A 19,760-nucleotide genomic window follows, 5' to 3' on the forward strand; every position below is an offset into this window, starting at 1 on the left:
AGTATGAAACCTTTACTTTGGTTAAAAGAAAACAACTATTTAATTTTAATTTTATTGGTTGGAACAATCTTGAGATGTTATCATCTCGACTTTCAAAGTGTTTGGCTAGACGAAATACATACATTAAATGAAGCAAATCCCAATTTATCCTTATCGGATTTATTCAATTCTCTCGCGGCTTCAGATCCTCATCCACCCTTATATTTTATTATTCTTCAAATTTTGTTTAAAATTTTTGGCTACACCACTTTGGTCATGCGGGCATTTTCTGCAATAATGGGCATAATGGGAATGGTTTCAATTTATTTATTAGCCAAAGAATTAATGAATAAAAAGGTAGCGTTGTTTTCTATTGCATTATTAACCGTAAATTATTTTCATATTTACTATTCTCAAGAGGCTAGAATGTATGCAATGATGTTTACAACAACCGTTTTCGCGTTTTATTTTTTAATTAGATTTATTAAAACACCTACCTTAAAAACGGCTTTTTTACATGGCTTTTTTGCTGTTTTAATGATATACACGCACTTTTTTGCTTTGTTTACGCTCTTATCTCACTATTTGATTCTTTTATTTTTTATTGTAAAACCCTATCAACAAAACGGAAAAAAGCTATTTTACTTATCCTTTTTTTCTGGAATAACAACGTTATTATTTTATTTACCTTCTTTGCAGTTGTTTTTTGTTGCTTCTGAACGAAAATCTATATGGATTCCATTACCAACGATAGATGTTTATACACAAATATTTAAAGACTTTTTCGGGCAATCAGAAATAGTCTTGTATTTTATTTCATTTTTGCTCATTTCAGTTTTTATAAAATTATTTCAACAAAAAAACAATAGTAACACCCTTTTAAACCCTATAAAAGATAAATTTATATTCAGCTTTTTTATTGTTTTTATATGGGTATTTATCACATTATTAATTCCATTAATTAGTTCGTTTATTAATTTACCAATGATTATTAATCGTTATTTTATTTCAATACTTCCCGCAATTATACTATTGGCAGGAATAGGGCTGTATTATATAAAAAACAATTTAGTACGGGGTTTGTTTTTAACAGTAATCGTTGTGTTTTCTTTAACGGATCTTATTGTTGTAAAAAAATATTACACACAGATATCTAAAACCCAATTTAGAGAAGTTAGTATGTTCATCATAAACAATAATAAAAAGAAAGAAGATGTTGTTACAAGCCTTGAATGGTACTTTCCTTTTTTTATGAAAAATGAAAAAGTAAACATTATTCCCAAATCACTTGACGAAAAAGTAAACGAAATGATTCTAGACACCACTAAAATCAAGCCCTTTTGGTATGTAGATGCTCACCTAAGACCCTTTAATCCCAGAGAAGAATCAAAAAGTTTTTTAGATAAAAATTTTGTAGTTGAGAATTCAGTTTCGTTTTATGATGCGTGGACAAAACATTTTATTCCTAAAAAGGAATTCCAATCTTTATTAGATGTATCCGAATTGATTTTAAATCAAAAAGAAAAACAAATACACTATTCAATAGAAATGTTCAATGAAAGCGTTGATAAAATAGAGCTTAAAGGATGGGCTTTTTTTGAAAACCAAGATTCTAAGAATACGAGCATCACAATTTTAGCTATTAAAGATGGAAAAGCACAACGAATTTTTAATGAAAATGAATTTAGGGCAGATGTAACAACTTATTTTAAAAGTAATGTTGATCTTTCGTATTCAGGATTCAAGGCAGAATTTAATAAAAAAACATTTTCCCCAGGAAAATATGAAATAGCTATTTTATTGACAGATAATGGTTCAAATCAAAAAAAATTACAATTAACAGATAAAAATTTTCTTGTAAATTAATTTTTATTTGAGTTAATTAGATAATATAAAAGAGTATATATTTGCAAAAAAAATGACAACAATGAAAACAAAGATTTTATTTGTATTTACTTTATTTACAATTGTATTTTTTTCATGTAAAGAAGAGAAGAAAGCTGAAGAAGTTTTGACAGAAGAAACCAAAGAAGTTCTTTATGAAAACTTTACTGTTACGTTAGATATTGTCGCTAAAAAAGATGATAATTTACATCTTTATTTTACAGAAGATAACTCTATCAATTTTACAGTAGACAAATCGGTATGGGCTGAAATTAAAGGAAATGATGCTGCTCAACAAGTAGTTTTTAAGTTGCCAATTAATGCTATGCCTACTGACTTACGTCTTGACTTAGGGTATGGAAAAAATCCAGAGCAAATGGAGATTTTAATCAATTCAATTAATTTTAATTATTTTGATAAGTCTTTGGCAGTTAAAGGTTCAGAACTTTCAACCTATTTTTATCCAAATGAACAGAATACGGTATTAGATATTCCAACGGGAACTGTAAAACGAATAAAAGCTGACCAAGAAACCGCTCCTTCTCTATATCCTCATACCGCTTTAGAAGAAGCCCTCGTTAAGCTTATAAGGGAATAATACTCTTGTTTAAAATATTTTAAATTGTTTAAATCCACTTTTATTTTTTTAGTGGATTTTTATTTTTGATTCAATTTAATAAAAAGTATTTTTACAATCCAATTATGGATATGTGAAACGGATACGCTTAATTAAAAACAACAAACATTTTCAAAATTTTTCAATTTATGGAGTAGGACAATTCTTTAATCTCCTTACTCCATTAATTGTTGCTCCTTATATAATTTCAATATGTGGAGAAGAAGGATTTGGAAAAGCAGGAATTGGATTATCATTAGTTTTTATTTTGACCGTATTAGTTGATTTTGCCTCCGGAATTAATGGTGTAAAAGAGATTTCAATTCATAGAAATGATCCGAAGACTGTTGAAAAAATTGCCACCACATTGTTTTCAATTAAGTTAATCTCATTAGTTTTAGTTGTGGCTTTTGCAACTGTTTTGATATTCAGCATTCCTTTTCTTTATCAAGAAAAAGCACTGTTTTTTTTTAGTTTAATTGTATTAGTATCTCAAGCAATAAACCCAACATGGTTTTTGCAAGGAATTGAAAAATTTAAAATCATTTCTTTAATCACAATTTCAGGGAAATTACTTTACATAATTATAATTCTTTCACAAATAAAAAACCCTGACGATTATATTTTTGTCAATTTCTATTTTGGTTTGAGTATGATAATAACAAATGTATTTTGTTTATTTTGGCTGATTAGAAAAAGATATTTAGTTTTAAATGTGCCCAAAAAGGAGGATATAATCACAGTATTTAAAAGGGATTATAAACTTACTTTTTCTCAACTTTTGTTGTCGTTACAACAGTACTCTCCCATTCTTTTAATTGGCTATTTTGGGAATAACATTTTAGCAGGACAATATAAAATTATTGAACAAATCGTAATGATATTTAGAACCTACCTTCAAGTAATTTTCAATTTTATCTATCCGCGTGTTTGTTATTTACTAACACAAAATAAGGAAAATGGAATTAGAAAATGGTTTTATTTTAATGGTTTAAATTTCATTTTAATCTTATTTTCTTCGTTCTTTCTATTCATTTATGCCAAGGAAATTTTAGAGTATTTTAATGTGTCTGACAGTTTAAATTTATCATTTTACTTAAAGTTAGCAACATTTATTCCTCTTTTGTTCGCCATAAACATTCCACTTCAACAACTTGTTTTAGCATTTAATTTTCAAAAAAAATATGTAAATAGTACCGTTTTAACTTCTATCGTTTTAATGCTATCAATAGTTCTGTTTTTTAATTTATGGCAGTTAACCGGGGTTTTTATTTCTCTTCTCTTTGCTGAACTGCTTGTCATTTTAATTTACATTTATATTCTTCGAAATCATATAACCAACCACAAATGAGAATTAGTTTTACTAAAAATTATTTATACACCTTTTTATTCGCAATTTGTGTCGCAGTCCCCTATTTAAACAATTACGAACTTACATTTCTGGTTTGGACAGCAACGATGGCTATTTCGTTACGAAGAACTTACAGCAAACAATTGATGGTTCAGGTTGCTTTATTCACGCTAATTTTAGGCATTGCTTTTTTTAGTAGCTTTTTTCAAGATTTTAACAATTATGATTTTATTAGGGATATTACATATATGGCCAAACCAATTATCGGGTTATTAATTGGCTACCAATTGTGTAGAAATAGACTTAACAATCCAATCCAAACCGTTGTGAATACCGGTGTTTTATTAGCAATAATCCATCTTTTCATTGTTTTTTACGGAATCATTTTTGTCGGCTTTAGAAATATTCATCAAATTAGAGGTTATGCCGGGTATTTTAGTGATTTTGAAATTTATGTAATCATCATCATCTTATTTTATGAAAAATTTGGATTAACCCTATCTCGAAATAAAAAGAGTCTTTTTCTTTCTGTTTTAGTATTATCTTCTGCTTTTTATCTGTCAAGAACCAATTTTATTCAATTTGGGATTCTATTTTTGGCAATGAAAGGGTATTTCGTTCCTAACAGAAAAAACGCAACAATTTTATTTTCATTCCTACTAGCAGGACTAGTAGCTTATTCGGCAATATTGTATTACAACCCTAAACGGAATGGAAAAGGAATCGAGGCTTTTTTGTATAAAGTAAAAATAGCTCCTACAGAACCTTTTAAAACAAAAATAAACACAGAAGACTACAAAGATTTTAACGACAATTATCGTTCTGTCGAAAATATAAACACTTACCGTCAAATGGAAAGAGATGGTGCCTTTACGGCTTTCTTTGGAAAAGGTCTTGGCTCTAAAGTGGATTTAAAAAAAGAAGTTTGGTTAGATGACACCTCTTTACGCCATATCTCAATACTTCACAATGGTTTTATGACTGTCTATCTAAAAGCCGGAATTTTAGGGCTTATTCTATTGACTTTCTCTGTATTTCTTTTATTTAGAAAACAACTATCAAATAGTGATGAGTTGACCCATTTGAATTTTTTACTTACGGGTACAGCTCTTTTTCTTTTAATTTCCTATTGGGTGTTTATGGGTTACTATTTTAAAGCGGATACCAAATCCATCCTGGTCGGGCTACTTTTCGCTCTATCAGAAAGATATACTTCAAGAAAGACTATGTAAATGATTGTAGAATTCTCCTAATTTGATTACTGGTCGTTCCGTCTCCATAAGGGTTGGAAGTCGAAGCAATTTTTTCATAATAAATTTGATCATCCAATAATTTTAATGTTTCCGAACAAATTTTATCATAACTGGAGCCCACCAATAATGCCGTTCCTGCATCTACACCTTCAGTTCTTTCGGTTACTTTTCGTAAAACCAAAACCGGTTTTCCCAAGGTTGGAGCCTCTTCCTGAATACCGCCGGAATCCGTTAAAATTAAATTACTTTTATTCATCATCCAAATCAATTCAGGATAATCCAACGGGGAGATAAGTTTAATATTTGGTGCAATCAACCATTTATGTGCATATTCTTTTATATTCGGATTCAAATGAACCGGATAAACAACTTCTACACTCTCTTCTTTTTGCTTAGCAATCGCTAAAATTGCTTGACATATTTCTTCAAAAGGTTTTCCAAAATTTTCTCTTCTATGACAGGTAACCAAAATAATTTTCTTAGAAAAATCTATACCATAAAATTTAGTAAGCATGGTTTGTTCATCAGTAGCTTTAATTTTATGTAAACCCATTAGCAAAGCATCAATCACGGTGTTCCCAACCACAAAAACATTGTTAACAATTCCCTCCTTAAGGAGGTTTTGACGTGCGTTTTCTGTTGGACAAAAATGTGCAAACGAAAGCTTGGACGTTAAAACACGATTCATTTCTTCAGGAAAAGGTGAATACATTTGATTACTTCTTAACCCCGCTTCAATATGAATAATTTTAATTTTTTGATAAAATGCAGCAATAGATGTGGCTAAAACCGTTGTAGTATCACCTTGTACAAATACAAAATCAAAAGACTCTTTTAACAAAACATCATCCGTTATTTTTGAAATTAAACGTGCTGTTAATTCGTGTAAAGATTGATTAGGCTGCATAATGTTAAGATCGTAATCAACAGATAATTCGAAAAAATGTAAGACTTGATCAAGCATTTCTCTATGCTGTGCCGTTACTGCAATTTTTACTTCAAAGTGTTTGTCTTCAGAAAAATTTTTTATTAAGGGTGCCATTTTTATGGCTTCAGGGCGAGTTCCGAAAACAAATAGAACCTTTTTCATTTAATAGAATAAAAATATTGAAATGTAAAACTACTAATAAAAACTATATTTGCAAGGTATAAAATGACTATATGAAAGTTTTATTTCAAACAAGAACAAATTTATTTGATGCTCCCGGCGGGGATATGGTTCAAATGCTAAAAACGAAAGAATTTCTCGAAAAAGAGGGTATCCATGTAGATATTTCTTTAGAACTGGAACCCAACCTTGACAATTACGATTTAGTTCATTTGTTTAACTTAATGGAACCTCAGGACATCTATATTCAGATGCTTAATGCAAAAAAGCAAAATAAAAAAATTGCCCTTTCTACCATATATGGACTTTATACAGAATTTGAAAGAAAAGCAAGAGGAGGATTATTTCAAAAAATTGCTAATTATTTATCTCCCTACCAAATTGCTTTTATAAAAAACTTTGTAAAACACCTTAAAGGAGATAGAATGCATAAAGGTGTCTACATGATGATTCTTAAAGGTTATTATGGATTAATGAAAGAAATTGTGGACAACACAACTGTTTTTCTACCTAATTCTCATTCTGAAATGAACAGAGTTATTCGTGATTTTAAACTAAAAAATCCAAAATACGTAAGCGTTCCAAACGCTATAGATAAATCTATTTTTACAACTGAAACAAAATCTCTGAACAATCCATACAGCATCTACAAAGACTGTATATTATGTGCTGCACGAATTGAAGGCAGAAAGTCAACTTTAAATTTGGTCAGAGCAATCAAAAACACCAATTATCATTTGGTCCTTGTAGGAAATGAATCTAAAAATCAAAAAAAATATGTGGATCAGGTTCATATAGAAGCAGGTAAAAATGTTACTTTTTTAGGTGCTATTTCGCAAGAAGAATTAAGGCAACTTTATGATGTAGCTAAAGTACATGCACTAATTAGTTGGATGGAAACCCCCGGTTTGTCTTCATTAGAAGCCGCAGCCATGGGAAAAAACATAGTTGTAACACGCAAGGGTGATACGTATGATTATTTCGATAAATATGCTTTTTATTGTGAACCAGACGATATTGATTCTATTCGCATTGCAATTGATAAAGCTTTTCATTCACCAGTTGACCCTAACTTCCGAAAAAGAATTCTTGAAAATTATGTTTGGGAAAAAACAGCTCTTGAAACATTAAACGGATATAAGTTGGCGTTTTAAAACTTCTTTATTAAATTATTTAGTATAGTTGGTGTCAAAAAGTTATTTTTGCAATCACTCAATGTCATATAATGAAAATAGCTATACTGGGCACCCGCGGCATACCTAACTATTACGGAGGATTTGAACAATTTGCAGAATTTTTTTCAGTATATCTGGTTCAAAAAGGGCATGAAGTATATTGTTATAATTCACATAATCATAAATTTCAAGATAAAATATTTCATGGTGTAAATATAATTCACCAACATGACCCAGAGTATAAATACGGTACGTTCGGACAATTTATTTATGATTACAACTGTATCATTGATTCTCGAAAAAGAGATTTCGACATTATATTACAATTAGGCTATACGAGCAATTCGATTTGGTTTTTTTTACTTCCAAAGAAGTCAATCATTATTACCAACATGGACGGTATCGAATGGAAACGTTCAAAATACAGTAGACCAGTTCAACAATTCTTGCGTTTTGCTGAACGATTAGCAGCACTCAGTAGCGATTTTTTGGTTTCAGACTCATTGGGGATTCAGTCTTTTTTAAAGAAAAGATATAAAAAAGAGTCCACTTATATCGCTTATGGAGCTCATCCCTTTACCGATCCAAATGAAGCTATTTTAGAACAATATCATGTTGAAAAAGAAAATTTCAACATGATTATGGCTCGCTTTGAACCCGAAAACAACCTTCAAATGGTGTTAGACGGCGTGGTAAAAAGTGAGGATAAAACACCTATCCTCGTGATTGGAAACCATAATACTAAATATGGAGAATACTTAAAAAAAAGATATAAAAATTACACCCGTATTCGATTTTTAGGAGCCATTTATAATCTGGAACATCTCAACAATTTACGTTATTTTTCCAAATTATATTTTCACGGTCATTCTGTAGGTGGAACAAACCCTTCCTTGCTCGAGGCTATGGCGTCTAAAGCATTAATTTTGGCTCACGACAATGATTTCAACAAAGGAATTATTAAACAAAATGGTTATTATTTTGCCAATGTCGAAGAAGTGAAAAATTTACTACTCACTATCAAAAAAAATGATAACTTGCAATTCATTCAAAACAATTTTGAAGCCATTGTAAACGAATTTAATTGGGATAAAATAAATGGAGAATACCTCAGCCTTTTTGAGCAATGTATGGAAAGATCTAAAGAAGGAAAATAAAGAACATTTTTCATTTATTCCTTTTTTACTGTTACTCTGCACCATTCCAATGCCGTTAGGGATAAATAACATTTGTTTGGCAATCTTTATTCTTTCTGTGGTACTAAAGAGTAATAAAAACAAGTTTTCTTTTCAACACCCTCTCATACTTCTTATTTCGCTTTTTTTATTGATGGTAACTTCATATTTATGGAGTATCGATACAAAAGCAACACTAAAGGCGATTCCTAAAGAGATTGGATTAGCATTAATTCCTCTTTGTTTTTCTATTATGAAACCGTTTTCAGATGAACAAAGGCAAAAAATAATAAAATACTATAGCTACGCTATGGTCTTTTTTGTTGTTTTTTACCTCATTAAGGCCTTTCTAAGGTTTTTGATGAATGGTGATTCATTAGTGTTTTTTTATCATGAATTAGTCACAAAAGAAGTAAATGCCATCCATGTTTCTGTATACATGGCTATTGCTTTTTTTTATTTTTTTAACAAAGAAATCAAATCTAAAATGGAGGTTGTTTTTGCTTTGCTTCTCTTTTTATTTGTTTTTCTGTTGTCGTCCAAAAACATCATTATCATTTTTGTATTATTGATTTTAATTGATTTTTTCTTTTTTTCAAAAAGCGGAAACAAGATGAGAATGCGAAATTTGTTTGTTCTTAGTCTGGTTTTATTCTCTTTTTTGTTTATAGGAAAAATCAAAGAACGATTCCGAGCAGAATTCCAATCCAATACAGGAAAGAGCATCAGTCACACTGTACTTGATCTTGATAAAAATTTAGAAGGTGTTAATATTCTGAGCATAAAAGAAGCTTGGACAAATGAAAAATTTACACCTAACGACTTTTTTCCTGGAACAGCTTTTCGAGTATATCAAGCCAGAATTTTCATTGAACTTTTTAAAGAAGAAAATGTTTTTTGGACCGGCTTTGGACTAAATGCTTCTTATAAAAAACTTGACGAAAAAGCAATTGAGTACAATATTTACAGAGGAAAAGGCGGTGATAAAGAAGGTTATCAAAATAAAAACTTTCACAACCAATATATACAGAATTTTGCTGAATTGGGTTTCTTTGGTTTTTTTCTTTTAATAATAATTCTAATTGTAAATTTAAAAAAAGCAATAAAAAATAAAGATTTTGTGCAAATTGCTTTTGCAGTTCTGATGATAAGTTTATTTTTGACTGAATCTTTTTTGTGGAGGCAACGCGGTGTAATTTTTTTCAGTTTGCTATATTGTCTCTACAATACAAAAGAGTATATAGCCCCTAAAAATTAAAAGTATGAAAAAGATATTAATAACAGGAGCCGCCGGCTTTTTAGGCTCGCATCTTTGTGACAGGTTTATAGCAGAAGGATATTATGTCATTGGAATGGATAACTTAATTACCGGTGATTTAAAAAACATACAACATTTATTTAAAGAGAAAAATTTTGAGTTTTACCATCACGACGTAACTAAATTTGTTTTTGTTCCAGGAAAATTAGACTACATTCTTCATTTTGCTTCTCCTGCCAGTCCGATTGATTATTTAAAAATCCCCATTCAAACCCTAAAAGTTGGCTCATTGGGTACGCATAATCTATTAGGCTTGGCTCGTGTAAAAAAAGCAAGAATTTTAATTGCCTCTACATCAGAAGTATATGGCGATCCTCTAGTGCATCCCCAAACAGAAGAATATTATGGGAATGTAAACACCATCGGACCACGTGGAGTATATGACGAAGCCAAACGTTTTCAAGAATCCATTACTATGGCTTATCACACGTTTCATGGTTTAGAAACCAGAATTGTGCGTATTTTTAACACCTATGGGCCTCGTATGCGATTAAATGACGGGCGTGTTATTCCTGCTTTTATTGGGCAGGCTTTACGAGGTGAAGATTTGACTATTTTTGGTGATGGTATGCAAACGCGTTCCTTTTGCTATGTAGATGACCAAGTTGAAGGAATTTACAGGCTTCTTTTATCGGATTATAACTTGCCTGTAAACATTGGAAATCCAGATGAAATTACTATAAAGGATTTTGCAGAAGAAATCATAAAACTTACAGGAACAAGACAAAAAGTAGTGTATCATCCTTTACCAATAAACGATCCGCTACAACGTCAACCTGATATTTCCAAAGCCAGAGAAATATTAGGCTGGGAGCCAAAAGTATCCAGAGAAGAAGGAATGAAAATTACATACGATTATTTTAAAACTTTATCAACAGAAGAACTTTTGAAAGAAGAGCACAAAGATTTTTCGGGATTCATTCATTAAAAAATGGTAGCAACCCAAAAAGGAAGATATTCTAAATACATCAGACCTATAAGTATTCTATTAGACTTAGTGGTAGTGGTGTTATTATCTTACTTTTTGTTTGATGAACTTCAAGTAGATTTTTTTCTATTTGAACCTTTTTTAGTTATAACCTGGTCTGTCATTGCTTTTTTTGTTGGTTTTTATGAGGTCTACCGGTTCACAACACCTGTAGAAATTCTCTCTAAAATTCTTAAGCAATTTGTTGTATTTTGCTTAGTAGTTATTGCCTATTTTCCGTTTGCAAAAGAATCTGTTTTCAGTGGTAAAGTAATCGCTGTTTTTATTACTATTAGTTTTATACTTGTTGTTTTAATCAAGTATCTACTTTTTTATTATCTTAAAAAGTATCGAATTATTACCGGTAGTAATTTCCGAAATGCAGTTATTATTGGCTACACACAGGAAGCCAAAAATCTAAAAGAACTATTTGAAAAAAGAAACGACTACGGCTATCGTTTTTTTGGGTATTTTTCGGATAAAAAAACAAATGAACAAATTAGAGGAAAAGTAGCAGACATCAAAAATTATGTGACCGAAAACAAAATTGATGAAATTTATTGTTCGCTAAATGAAATAACAAATGAACAATTAAAGGATTTGGTAGAATTTGCTGATGAAAACAACAAGACCATTAAATTTATTCCGGATACAAAACAAATTTTTTCAAAAAACTTAAAAGTTGATTATTACGAAATGTTTCCCGTTCTTTCTCTAAAAAGAACACTTTTACATGAACCAACGACAAAAGCTTTTAAAAGGACATTCGATATTATTTTTTCTCTTATTGTAATTGCTTTTTTACTTTCATGGTTAGTGCCATTACTAACCATTTTGATTAAACTTGAATCTAAAGGCCCTGTCTTTTTTAAACAAGGAAGGCCTGGTTTAGACGAGCAAGAGTTTTTTTGTTACAAATTTAGATCCATGCAAATTAACCACACAACAGAAAAAGAGGCCTCAAAGAACGATCCGAGAGTAACCAAAATTGGCCGTTTTCTGAGAAAAACCAGCTTAGACGAAATGCCACAGTTTTTTAATGTATTAATGGGTGATATGTCTGTGGTTGGTCCTCGCCCTCACCTTTGGTCTCAAAATAAAGCCTATGGTAACAAAGTAAAAAAATACATGGTTCGCCATTATGTTAAACCGGGTATAACCGGATTAGCCCAAGTAAAAGGATTTAGAGGAGAAATTGAAACCGATGAAGACATGATTAACCGAATTAAATTTGACGTTTTTTACATTGAAAATTGGTCTTTTGTGCTCGATTTAAAAATTATTTTTCAAACAGTAGTAAATATTTTCAAAGGTGAAGAAAAGGCTTATTAAAAAACATCTTTTAGAAACAATTCTGCTACTTGATTGTCCAAATTAAATATTTGATTTGCGTTTTCAAACAACCTGTTTTTCATAGTGGCTAATTCTTCTTTACTTATTTTTGAAATTTGTTTTATTTCCTCATTTAAGGCAGAATAATCGCCAACAGCGGCAACCCATCCCAATTTATTTTCTTGTACAATATCTTCCCCTTCTCCACCTCCAAAATATAAAACAGGAAACCCTAAAGCTCCGTATTCAAATATTTTGGAAGGAACTGAGCCATAAATTCTTGTTTTTAAGGGTACTAAAGCGATATCAAATGTTTTTAGTTCTTCTAACAACTTATTTCGTTCCTTCATTCCATGAAAAAAAATGTTCTTTTTTGGGTGATTTCGAATAAAATCTTGAAGTTGATTTTTTTCTGCTCCATCACCAAAAATATGAAGCTCTATCGGTAATCCTTCTAAATTAATTTGCTTGCACAATTCAAAAACACCTTGAGCAACACCTAAAAGACCTGCGTAAAAAATTTTAACCGGTTCATCTATATTCGTTCTTAAATCAATTTTAGCCTTGTTATGATCAGGAAAGTTGCGGTATAAATAACAATTTTTAGTGGAAGCTATTGTCTTTACATGAGCTATGATTTCGTTAGATTGACCCAAAATCAAAGTTGCCTTTCTATAAATAAACCGTTCAAGATAACAGGAAATCTTATGAGATAAAGAATTTGTTTTAATGGCACCTAACTCAATTGCTGCCAATGGCCATAAATCAGAAACATTGAGAATTATCTTTTTGGATTTAAAAGAAAGTGTTAAAACAGAAATAAATGAAAGCAACAAAGGAGGCGATTGTACAATGACTTTTTTAGGCGTTTTTTTAAACAATAAAAAGAAAAAAAGACTCAATGAAAATGATAAAATAGAAAAAACGCGTAAAATAAAATTTTTACTGTTACTGGGGTAAATCCACAATCGTTTTACCGTGATTTGCTGAAGCTCTTCTGTTATCGAAAATTTACCTTTGTATTCCGGAAAAAGTTCTCCTTTTGGATAATTTGCTAGTGGACAAACAACTGAAACGTTATACTTGTTTTGTTTTAATTTTAATGCCAACTGCTCAATTCGGTTGGCTGCAGCTCCCTTTTCCGGTGGATAGTAATTGGATATTATCAGTATTTCTTCCATTACTTTTTCAAAAGAATTTCAACAATACGCTCAGAAGCCTTTCCATCCCATAATTCAGGTATTCCAGACGCTTTTCTACTTGTTTTAATAAATTCGCTATACACTTTTCGAAGTTTCTCAATCGAGGTTCCTACCAATGTATTTGTACCTATCGATTGTGTTTCGGGTCTTTCGGTATTGTTTCGCATAGTAAAACATGGTATTTTCAATACCGTGGTTTCTTCAGAAATACCGCCGCTATCTGTAATCACCGCAAAACTATTCTTAATTAAAAACATAAAGTTCAAATAACTCTGTGGTTCAACAAGATAAGTGTTTTTTAATTGTAATGAAATATCTGCTAAAATTGACTTCGTTCTCGGATGAATCGGGAAAATAATTTTTTTGTCTTCAACCATCTCATCAATACCTTTTAATAAGTCAATTAATGAATTTACTTCGTCTACATTAGCTGGTCGATGTAATGTAAGAACTACATAATTGTTTTGTTCCAACTGGTAATCTTTCCAAAAAACAGGGGCAGATATTCGATTTAGATTTTCATACAGCGTATCAATCATTACATTGCCTACAAAATGTACATGATCCGGATTGGTACCAATCTGTAATAAATGCTCAGAAGCTGTTGTTGATGTTGTAAAAAAATAATCAGTAATGCTATCCGTCACAATTCTGTTAATTTCTTCCGGCATCGTCATGTCTCCTGAACGAATGCCGGCTTCAACATGAGCGACTTTAATATTCATTTTTTTGGCAACAATTGCACAAGCCATCGTTGAATTTACATCGCCCACAACCAAAACTAAATCACAAAGGTTTTGCATTAATTCCTTTTCAAATGCAACCATTATCGCAGCAGTTTGAATGGCTTGGGAACCGCTTTTTACGTCTAAATTTGCGTCGGGTTTAGGAATATTTAATTCCTCAAAAAAAGTATCACTTAAATTTTTATCATAATGTTGACCCGTGTGGACCAAACGATAGGAAATATCTTTTCCTAGTTTTTTGTTTTTTTCAATTGCTTTAATAATGGGAGCTATTTTGATAAAATTAGGTCTTGCTCCGGCAATTATTGTAATCTTCATAAATTCTGATTTACAAGTGATTTAAATTGTTTTAACTTTCCGCTCTTGCTTCGTTCTAATTTTTCTTTTCTAATAAAAACATACGTTAAACCCTCTTCGAGATAGTCGGTTAATTTTTTTTCAAAATAGAGTATTCTTTCTTCAGAAAGTGGTATTTCGCTGACATATTCAATCTCAAAGGTATTTTTTTCTGTTTGAGTTATTACAAACTCTTTCAAATTACCATCTTCTTCCATAACTGTTTTTGTAATGGAATAAAAAGTCATGCCCGGTGCTTTCTTCCCACTGGGTAAAAAAGCAAAATCATTGGTCCGTCCTGTTAATTTTTTTAAAATGATTTTTTTGGAAGATTTTTTTTCTATAACACCAACATCACCGATTTTATAGCGAATAAAAGGATGGGCTTTATTGAATAAAGCCGTTACTACAATATTTCCTTCCTGGCCAAAAGGCAATGGATTATTTTGGTCGTCTAAAATCTCTATAAAAAGGTTTTCATTGTTTATAAGCCATTCATCGTGTACGTTTTGAAAAGCAATAATATCAAGTTCTGAGGCACCATACTCATTAACAACGGGAACACCCAACTGTCTTTCTAATAATATTTTATCTTCTTCAAATAACATTTCAGAAGTAACAATACAAACTTTTAAAGTAGGACAAATGGTTTTCAGAACAATGTTTTCTTTTTCTAAATATTTAGCCAGCATTACAATGGAGCTTGTATAACCATTGATGTAATGAAATTTTTTTAATTCAAACGTTGCAACAAAGTCCTTTAATGATTTATCTGATAGGTCAAAAATGGGAAAACGATAGCGATTACTCAAAAAATCCTTTAATTTAACTTTATATTTATTCAAAAATTCTAAAGGATAACCATAAAATCTTGCTTGATACGCTTTGTTTAAATCCAAATCATACCAACCAAATCGATGGTAAATGGAACTCCAAACCAAGGCATGACAAAATTTGTCTTTAGCAAAATCAAACGGATCGCCACTTGAACCAGAAGTTCGATTTATGTAAACATTTTTAATGTTGTAACCAAAAGACAATCGTTCAGAAAGTGGTTTTTGAAAATCTGTTTTTGTTAAAACAGGTAAATTATTCCATTTTTCTATAGTAAAATCATCTATTTTGTTTTTTGCTAAATTTTGATAAAATGCATTATTTGACAAGTGATAAGATACAATTTCTTCTCTTTTTTGATTTGTAAAATCCTCAAATTCGTTTTCAGGAATAGCAATAATCTTATTAAAGTACTCCTTTGCCTTTTCTAAGGGAAATCCATTTATTTTGAGAGATAAATCAAGAATATCAAACACAGTCTACTATTTTGTTCAAAAATAACAAAACCATTTACCGAAAACCAATAGAACTTACTTTTTTTACTACTTCGTTTTAACTTCTGTTTAAAACAAGTTATTTTTGCAACATAAAACTGAATTCGTTCAGCTAAACAACAACACAACATGACAATTTTACTCCTTGGTTCAGGCGGACGTGAACATGCGTTGGCTTGGAAAACACTTCAAAGTTCTAAATGCACAAAACTTTTTGTGGCACCCGGAAACGCAGGAACAGCCTCCATTGCAATAAATACTTCAATACAACCCACCGATTTTGAATCGATTAAAAAGTTTGTAATTCTAGAAAAAATTGAAATGGTTGTCGTTGGGCCGGAAGATCCTTTGGTTGCTGGGATTTTTGATTTTTTTAAAAATGATGCCGATTTAAAATCAATTCCTGTGATTGGTCCGTCAAAAGAAGGAGCAAAATTGGAAGGAAGTAAAGAATATGCCAAAGAATTTCTAATCAAACATAAAATTCCTACCGCCGCTTATGATAGTTTTACGGCTTCAACAGTGGAAAAAGGTTGTAAATTTTTAGAGACTTTGTCACCTCCGTATGTTTTAAAAGCAGATGGTTTAGCAGCTGGAAAAGGCGTTGTGATTTTAAATGATTTAGGCCAAGCAAAAACCGAATTGAGAAACATGCTTGTGCATCAAAAATTTGGAAATGCCAGTTCAAAAGTGGTGATTGAAGAGTTTTTAGATGGAATCGAATTAAGTTGCTTCGTTTTAACCGATGGTAAAAACTATAAAATTCTTCCCACCGCCAAAGATTATAAAAGAATTGGCGAAGGTGATACCGGTTTGAATACTGGTGGTATGGGTGCTGTTTCTCCGGTTCCCTTTGCCGATAATGTTTTGATGGAAAAAATTGAGACCCGAATTGTAAAACCAACGATTGAAGGCCTTCACAAAGACGGAATTGAGTACAAAGGTTTTGTATTTATTGGTTTAATTAACGTAAGTGGAGAACCTATGGTGATTGAATACAATGTACGAATGGGCGACCCTGAAACGGAAGTGGTAATGCCAAGAATCAAATCAGACTTGGTTGAATTATTTCAAGCGGTTGCCAATCAAAAACTAGACGAAGTTTCGCTAGAAATTGATTTACGAAGTGCTTCTACAATCATGGTTGTTTCCGGTGGCTATCCCGAAGAATTTGAAAAAGGAAAAACAATTATAGGTATTGATAATGTACAAGATTCTATTGTTTTTCATGCCGGAACTAAATTAGAAAATGGAAATGTGGTTTCAAACGGTGGCCGTGTTCTAGCAGTAACTTCCTATGGAAATGATTTTAAAGAGGCCATAAAAAAATCTTACCAAAATATAGAAAAACTACATTTTGATAAGATGTATTATAGAAAAGATATCGGATTTGATCTTTAAACTTAAAACAAGTAGAAGTTGGATTGAAACAATCTGACTTCTTTTTATTTTAAAAAGGAATGAGCCGTAGTATCTTGATTTTCTTCGTTGTTAGCTTTGTGCAATTTCAATTGCTTAATCCAATAAACAATCGCTACAGAACAAATTATCATGAATAACCAATTGATAGTGTTGGCTCCCCACCAATTAGACAATTCCAATTTTCTGAAAAAATCATATGGAAGAAAAAGAAAATCAACAAACAACGATTGAATTCCCTCGAAAAATGCTTTCATGCTATAAAGTATTATATTTACAACCACAAAAGTATAAAATATCCTTATGATTGCAAGTATTTTTACTAAATCGAGACCATTTAATTATATTTTAGTTTCGAGTTTGTTGGTTTTGTGTTTTCTAATTTATCATTTTTCTTTCTTCGGAACATCTGAAAACGATACTTTTTCATTGTCTGAAGGCATCCAAAAATTGGTTATTTTATTCTTTTTAATCGCTTCATTATTCATCACCAATTTTATTACAAAACGAAATGGTTTGAGTAAAGACAATAGCTTTTCTGCCCTTTTTTTTGTTTCTTTTTTATTATTTATACCGTCTGTTTTCGATGATTTTAAAATCGTGCTCTCCGCTTTCTTTAATTTGTTAGCAATGAGAAGACTAATTTCTATGAAATCATTACTCACGCCTAAAGAGAAAATATTTGATGCCTCATTGTGGATCTTTATTGCCGCACTCTTTCATTTTTGGAGTATATTATTCATTTTTATTGTTTTTGTTTCCATTGTTTTCCATGTTTCGGGAGACTACAGAAACTGGGTTCTACCCCTTATCGCTTTTTTTACAGTGGGTATTCTTTTTCTTTTCTTTTCGTTAATTATTAATGAGGAATGGATTTCTTCCGTTGGAAGTCAAATGAGTATAAATTTTAAATTTTACCCTTATGAAAAATCTGCCAACAACTTAGCTTTGGTTTTGTATGCTCTTTTTTCTATTTCGTTTTTAATTTCTATGATTTTTACTTTGTCAAGAAGACCAATAATGATGTTAGCCTCTTATAAAAAAGTGATTTTTGCTTTCTTAATAAGTGTTTTAGTTTATATTATTTCTCCTGACAAAAGCAACGCATTATTGCTTTTTGGACTTATGCCGGTTTCCATCTTAGCAACCGGTTTTATTGAAATAAATAAGGATTCTGTCTTAAAAGAAATTGTGATAGGAACTATTTTGGCTACGGGAATTTTACTTTTTATCTTCCAATTATAATTTCACGCCATAAGCCAAATCGCCTGCATCGCCCAAACCGGGAACAATATAATTTTTCTCATTTAGCTTCTCATCTAAAGCTGCCACCCATAGATGACAGTTGTCCGGAAGATTTTTCTCTAAATAGGCAATACCTTCGGGAGCAGCAATCACCACAGCAATATGAATTTCTTTTGGCTTTTGTTCTAAATGCAATTTATTTAAAACCGCCACAATCGATTGTCCTGTGGCCAACATCGGATCAATTAAAATTAATGTTTTATTTTCAAAAGAAGGGGCTGCCTGGTATTCTACCAAAATATCAAAATAATCATCGTTATTCGGATGGTGACGATAAGCCGATACAAAACCGTTTTCTGCATTATCAAAAATATTCATAAAACCGGTATGCAATGCTAAACCAGCTCTTAATATGGAACATAAAACCACGTGGTCTTCTAAAGCTGTTGTTTTTTTAATGCCAAGTGGGGTTTGCACTTCAATTGGAATATAAGGCAGCGTTTTACTCAATTCATACGCCATAATTTCACCTATTCGCTCTATGTTTTTTCGAAAACGCATACTGTCTTTTTGAACCGAAACATCTCTAATTTGAGCTAAAAAATGATTGAGAATACTGTTTTGCTCTGAAATATAATGAAGATGCATAAAGCTTTTGAATTTGAATTAGTTTGATAAAGGTATAAAAAGTATATTTGTAATTTAAAATTTAATCCTATGTTTTCACAATTTGCCTTTTCTGTTTTTGAACAAAGTATAGCCGATTATCACGTGCATGATAATGTATATCAACCTGTTAACAATCCTTATCCAAAAGATAAAATTGAGCATTTATTGTACGCCAAAAATTGGGTGGATACTGTTCAATGGCATTACGAAGACATAATTCGCGACCCGCAAATTGACCCGGTGGCAGCGTTAGACTTAAAACGCAAAATTGATGCATCTAACCAAGTTCGTACCGATATGGTGGAATATATTGATAGTTATTTTCTTCAAAAGTACAAAGACATTTCGGTAAAAGCAGATGCAAAAATCAATACAGAAAGTCCGGCTTGGGCAATTGACCGTCTTTCTATTTTGGCTCTAAAAATTTATCACATGAGTGAAGAAGCTAATCGTGCAGAAGCGACTCCGGAACACAGAGCCAAATGTCAGGAAAAACTAAACGTGTTGTTAGAACAAAAAAGCGATATGTTTTCTTCCATCGACCAATTATTGAAAGACATTGAAAGCGGAGATAAATTTATGAAAGTGTACAAACAGATGAAAATGTACAATGATGAGGAATTGAATCCGGTGTTGTATCAGAATAAAAAATAGATG

18 protein-coding genes are annotated in these 19,760 nt (G+C 31.2%); 12 read left to right on the plus strand and 6 right to left on the minus strand.

Translation table 11 applies throughout. The features are described from left to right. From R2782_RS03000 to R2782_RS03015, 4 genes are all read left to right on the plus strand, one after another. Positions 1–1,845 (plus strand): glycosyltransferase family 39 protein (locus R2782_RS03000; RefSeq protein ID WP_371266593.1); only part of this gene is annotated, 1,845 nt, incomplete at its 5' end. A gap of 61 nt (positions 1,846–1,906) precedes the next feature. Then, positions 1,907–2,461, plus strand: a complete 555-nt coding sequence (locus R2782_RS03005) for a hypothetical protein (protein WP_371266594.1) — start codon at positions 1,907–1,909, stop codon at positions 2,459–2,461. Positions 2,462–2,573: 112 nt separating this feature from the next. Further along, positions 2,574–3,830, plus strand: coding sequence for an oligosaccharide flippase family protein (locus tag R2782_RS03010; RefSeq protein WP_371266595.1), 1,257 nt, complete (start codon positions 2,574–2,576; stop codon positions 3,828–3,830). Beyond that, positions 3,827–5,062, plus strand: coding sequence for a hypothetical protein (locus tag R2782_RS03015; protein WP_371266596.1), 1,236 nt, complete (start codon positions 3,827–3,829; stop codon positions 5,060–5,062). The genes R2782_RS03010 and R2782_RS03015 overlap by 4 nt, the downstream gene beginning before the upstream one ends. On the opposite strand, the gene wecB (R2782_RS03020) is transcribed toward R2782_RS03015, so the two are convergent. Then, positions 5,055–6,173, minus strand: a complete 1,119-nt coding sequence (gene wecB / locus R2782_RS03020; protein WP_371266597.1) for a non-hydrolyzing UDP-N-acetylglucosamine 2-epimerase — start codon at positions 6,171–6,173, stop codon at positions 5,055–5,057. The two genes, R2782_RS03015 and wecB (R2782_RS03020), sit on opposite strands and share 8 nt — an antisense overlap. 71 nt (positions 6,174–6,244) lie before the next feature. Between wecB (R2782_RS03020) and R2782_RS03025 the strand changes: the two genes are divergently transcribed. From R2782_RS03025 to R2782_RS03045, 5 genes are all read left to right on the plus strand, one after another. Next, positions 6,245–7,345 (plus strand): glycosyltransferase family 4 protein, encoded by a 1,101-nt coding sequence (locus R2782_RS03025; RefSeq protein WP_371266598.1) that lies wholly within the window; start codon positions 6,245–6,247, stop codon positions 7,343–7,345. A gap of 71 nt (positions 7,346–7,416) precedes the next feature. Continuing rightward, on the plus strand, positions 7,417–8,523 hold the full coding sequence (locus R2782_RS03030; protein WP_371266599.1) for a DUF1972 domain-containing protein: 1,107 nt from the start codon (positions 7,417–7,419) through the stop codon (positions 8,521–8,523). Beyond that, positions 8,465–9,799, plus strand: a complete 1,335-nt coding sequence (locus R2782_RS03035; protein ID WP_371266600.1) for an O-antigen ligase family protein — start codon at positions 8,465–8,467, stop codon at positions 9,797–9,799. Before R2782_RS03030 ends, R2782_RS03035 begins: the two co-directional genes overlap by 59 nt. Positions 9,800–9,803: 4 nt before the next feature. Beyond that, positions 9,804–10,787 (plus strand): UDP-glucuronic acid decarboxylase family protein, encoded by a 984-nt coding sequence (locus R2782_RS03040; RefSeq protein WP_371266601.1) that lies wholly within the window; start codon positions 9,804–9,806, stop codon positions 10,785–10,787. 3 nt (positions 10,788–10,790) lie between these two features. Next, on the plus strand, positions 10,791–12,158 hold the full coding sequence (locus tag R2782_RS03045; RefSeq protein WP_371266602.1) for an undecaprenyl-phosphate glucose phosphotransferase: 1,368 nt from the start codon (positions 10,791–10,793) through the stop codon (positions 12,156–12,158). On the opposite strand, the gene R2782_RS03050 is transcribed toward R2782_RS03045, so the two are convergent. From R2782_RS03050 to R2782_RS03060, 3 genes are read right to left on the minus strand one after another with little or no spacing between them, the layout of a single operon-like run. Beyond that, positions 12,155–13,339, minus strand: a complete 1,185-nt coding sequence (locus R2782_RS03050) for a glycosyltransferase family 4 protein (protein ID WP_371266603.1) — start codon at positions 13,337–13,339, stop codon at positions 12,155–12,157. The genes R2782_RS03045 and R2782_RS03050 overlap by 4 nt on opposite strands. After that, complete coding sequence (wecB, locus tag R2782_RS03055) at positions 13,339–14,424, minus strand: non-hydrolyzing UDP-N-acetylglucosamine 2-epimerase (protein WP_371266604.1); 1,086 nt, start codon at positions 14,422–14,424, stop codon at positions 13,339–13,341. Before wecB (R2782_RS03055) ends, R2782_RS03050 begins: the two co-directional genes overlap by 1 nt. Beyond that, on the minus strand, positions 14,421–15,752 hold the full coding sequence (locus R2782_RS03060; protein ID WP_371266605.1) for a phenylacetate--CoA ligase family protein: 1,332 nt from the start codon (positions 15,750–15,752) through the stop codon (positions 14,421–14,423). The genes wecB (R2782_RS03055) and R2782_RS03060 overlap by 4 nt, the downstream gene beginning before the upstream one ends. A gap of 147 nt (positions 15,753–15,899) precedes the next feature. On the opposite strand from R2782_RS03060, the gene purD reads away from it, so the two are divergent. Then, a complete protein-coding gene (gene purD / locus R2782_RS03065; RefSeq protein WP_371266606.1) occupies positions 15,900–17,171 on the plus strand; it encodes a phosphoribosylamine--glycine ligase in 1,272 nt (423 codons plus the stop codon). A gap of 44 nt (positions 17,172–17,215) precedes the next feature. On the opposite strand, the gene R2782_RS03070 is transcribed toward purD, so the two are convergent. Next, the gene (locus R2782_RS03070) at positions 17,216–17,446 is read right to left on the minus strand and encodes a uracil phosphoribosyltransferase (RefSeq protein WP_371266607.1); all 231 of its coding nucleotides are present in this window, start codon (positions 17,444–17,446) and stop codon (positions 17,216–17,218) included. 46 nt (positions 17,447–17,492) lie between these two features. Between R2782_RS03070 and R2782_RS03075 the strand changes: the two genes are divergently transcribed. Next, the gene (locus R2782_RS03075; RefSeq protein WP_371266608.1) at positions 17,493–18,434 is read left to right on the plus strand and encodes a hypothetical protein; all 942 of its coding nucleotides are present in this window, start codon (positions 17,493–17,495) and stop codon (positions 18,432–18,434) included. Here the strand turns inward: R2782_RS03075 and upp are convergent. After that, on the minus strand, positions 18,429–19,082 hold the full coding sequence (gene upp / locus R2782_RS03080; protein ID WP_371266609.1) for a uracil phosphoribosyltransferase: 654 nt from the start codon (positions 19,080–19,082) through the stop codon (positions 18,429–18,431). The two genes, R2782_RS03075 and upp, sit on opposite strands and share 6 nt — an antisense overlap. A gap of 69 nt (positions 19,083–19,151) precedes the next feature. Between upp and R2782_RS03085 the strand changes: the two genes are divergently transcribed. Beyond that, entirely contained in the window at positions 19,152–19,757 is a 606-nt protein-coding gene (locus tag R2782_RS03085) for a DUF4254 domain-containing protein (protein ID WP_371266610.1), read from the plus strand. The last annotated feature ends 3 nt before the right edge of the window (positions 19,758–19,760 follow it).

It is taken from the genome of Flavobacterium sp. (assembly GCF_041392085.1).
Taxonomy (GTDB): domain Bacteria; phylum Bacteroidota; class Bacteroidia; order Flavobacteriales; family Flavobacteriaceae; genus Flavobacterium.

Bases quoted from the DNA above. Each gene is read 5' to 3' on its own strand.
- R2782_RS03085 (WP_371266610.1), top strand. From the start codon at position 19,152: ATGTTTTCACAATTTGCCTTTTCTGTTTTTGAACAAAGTATAGCCGAT.
- R2782_RS03040 (WP_371266601.1), top strand. From the start codon at position 9,804: ATGAAAAAGATATTAATAACAGGAGCCGCCGGCTTTTTAGGCTCGCAT.
- R2782_RS03025 (WP_371266598.1), top strand. From the start codon at position 6,245: ATGAAAGTTTTATTTCAAACAAGAACAAATTTATTTGATGCTCCCGGC.
- R2782_RS03050 (WP_371266603.1), bottom strand. From the start codon at position 13,339: ATGGAAGAAATACTGATAATATCCAATTACTATCCACCGGAAAAGGGA.
- R2782_RS03005 (WP_371266594.1), top strand. From the start codon at position 1,907: ATGAAAACAAAGATTTTATTTGTATTTACTTTATTTACAATTGTATTT.
- R2782_RS03070 (WP_371266607.1), bottom strand. From the start codon at position 17,446: ATGAAAGCATTTTTCGAGGGAATTCAATCGTTGTTTGTTGATTTTCTT.
- purD (WP_371266606.1), top strand. From the start codon at position 15,900: ATGACAATTTTACTCCTTGGTTCAGGCGGACGTGAACATGCGTTGGCT.
- R2782_RS03030 (WP_371266599.1), top strand. From the start codon at position 7,417: ATGAAAATAGCTATACTGGGCACCCGCGGCATACCTAACTATTACGGA.
- R2782_RS03075 (WP_371266608.1), top strand. From the start codon at position 17,493: ATGATTGCAAGTATTTTTACTAAATCGAGACCATTTAATTATATTTTA.
- wecB (WP_371266597.1), bottom strand. From the start codon at position 6,173: ATGAAAAAGGTTCTATTTGTTTTCGGAACTCGCCCTGAAGCCATAAAA.
- upp (WP_371266609.1), bottom strand. From the start codon at position 19,082: ATGCATCTTCATTATATTTCAGAGCAAAACAGTATTCTCAATCATTTT.
- R2782_RS03035 (WP_371266600.1), top strand. From the start codon at position 8,465: ATGGAGAATACCTCAGCCTTTTTGAGCAATGTATGGAAAGATCTAAAG.
- wecB (WP_371266604.1), bottom strand. From the start codon at position 14,424: ATGAAGATTACAATAATTGCCGGAGCAAGACCTAATTTTATCAAAATA.
- R2782_RS03015 (WP_371266596.1), top strand. From the start codon at position 3,827: ATGAGAATTAGTTTTACTAAAAATTATTTATACACCTTTTTATTCGCA.
- R2782_RS03045 (WP_371266602.1), top strand. From the start codon at position 10,791: ATGGTAGCAACCCAAAAAGGAAGATATTCTAAATACATCAGACCTATA.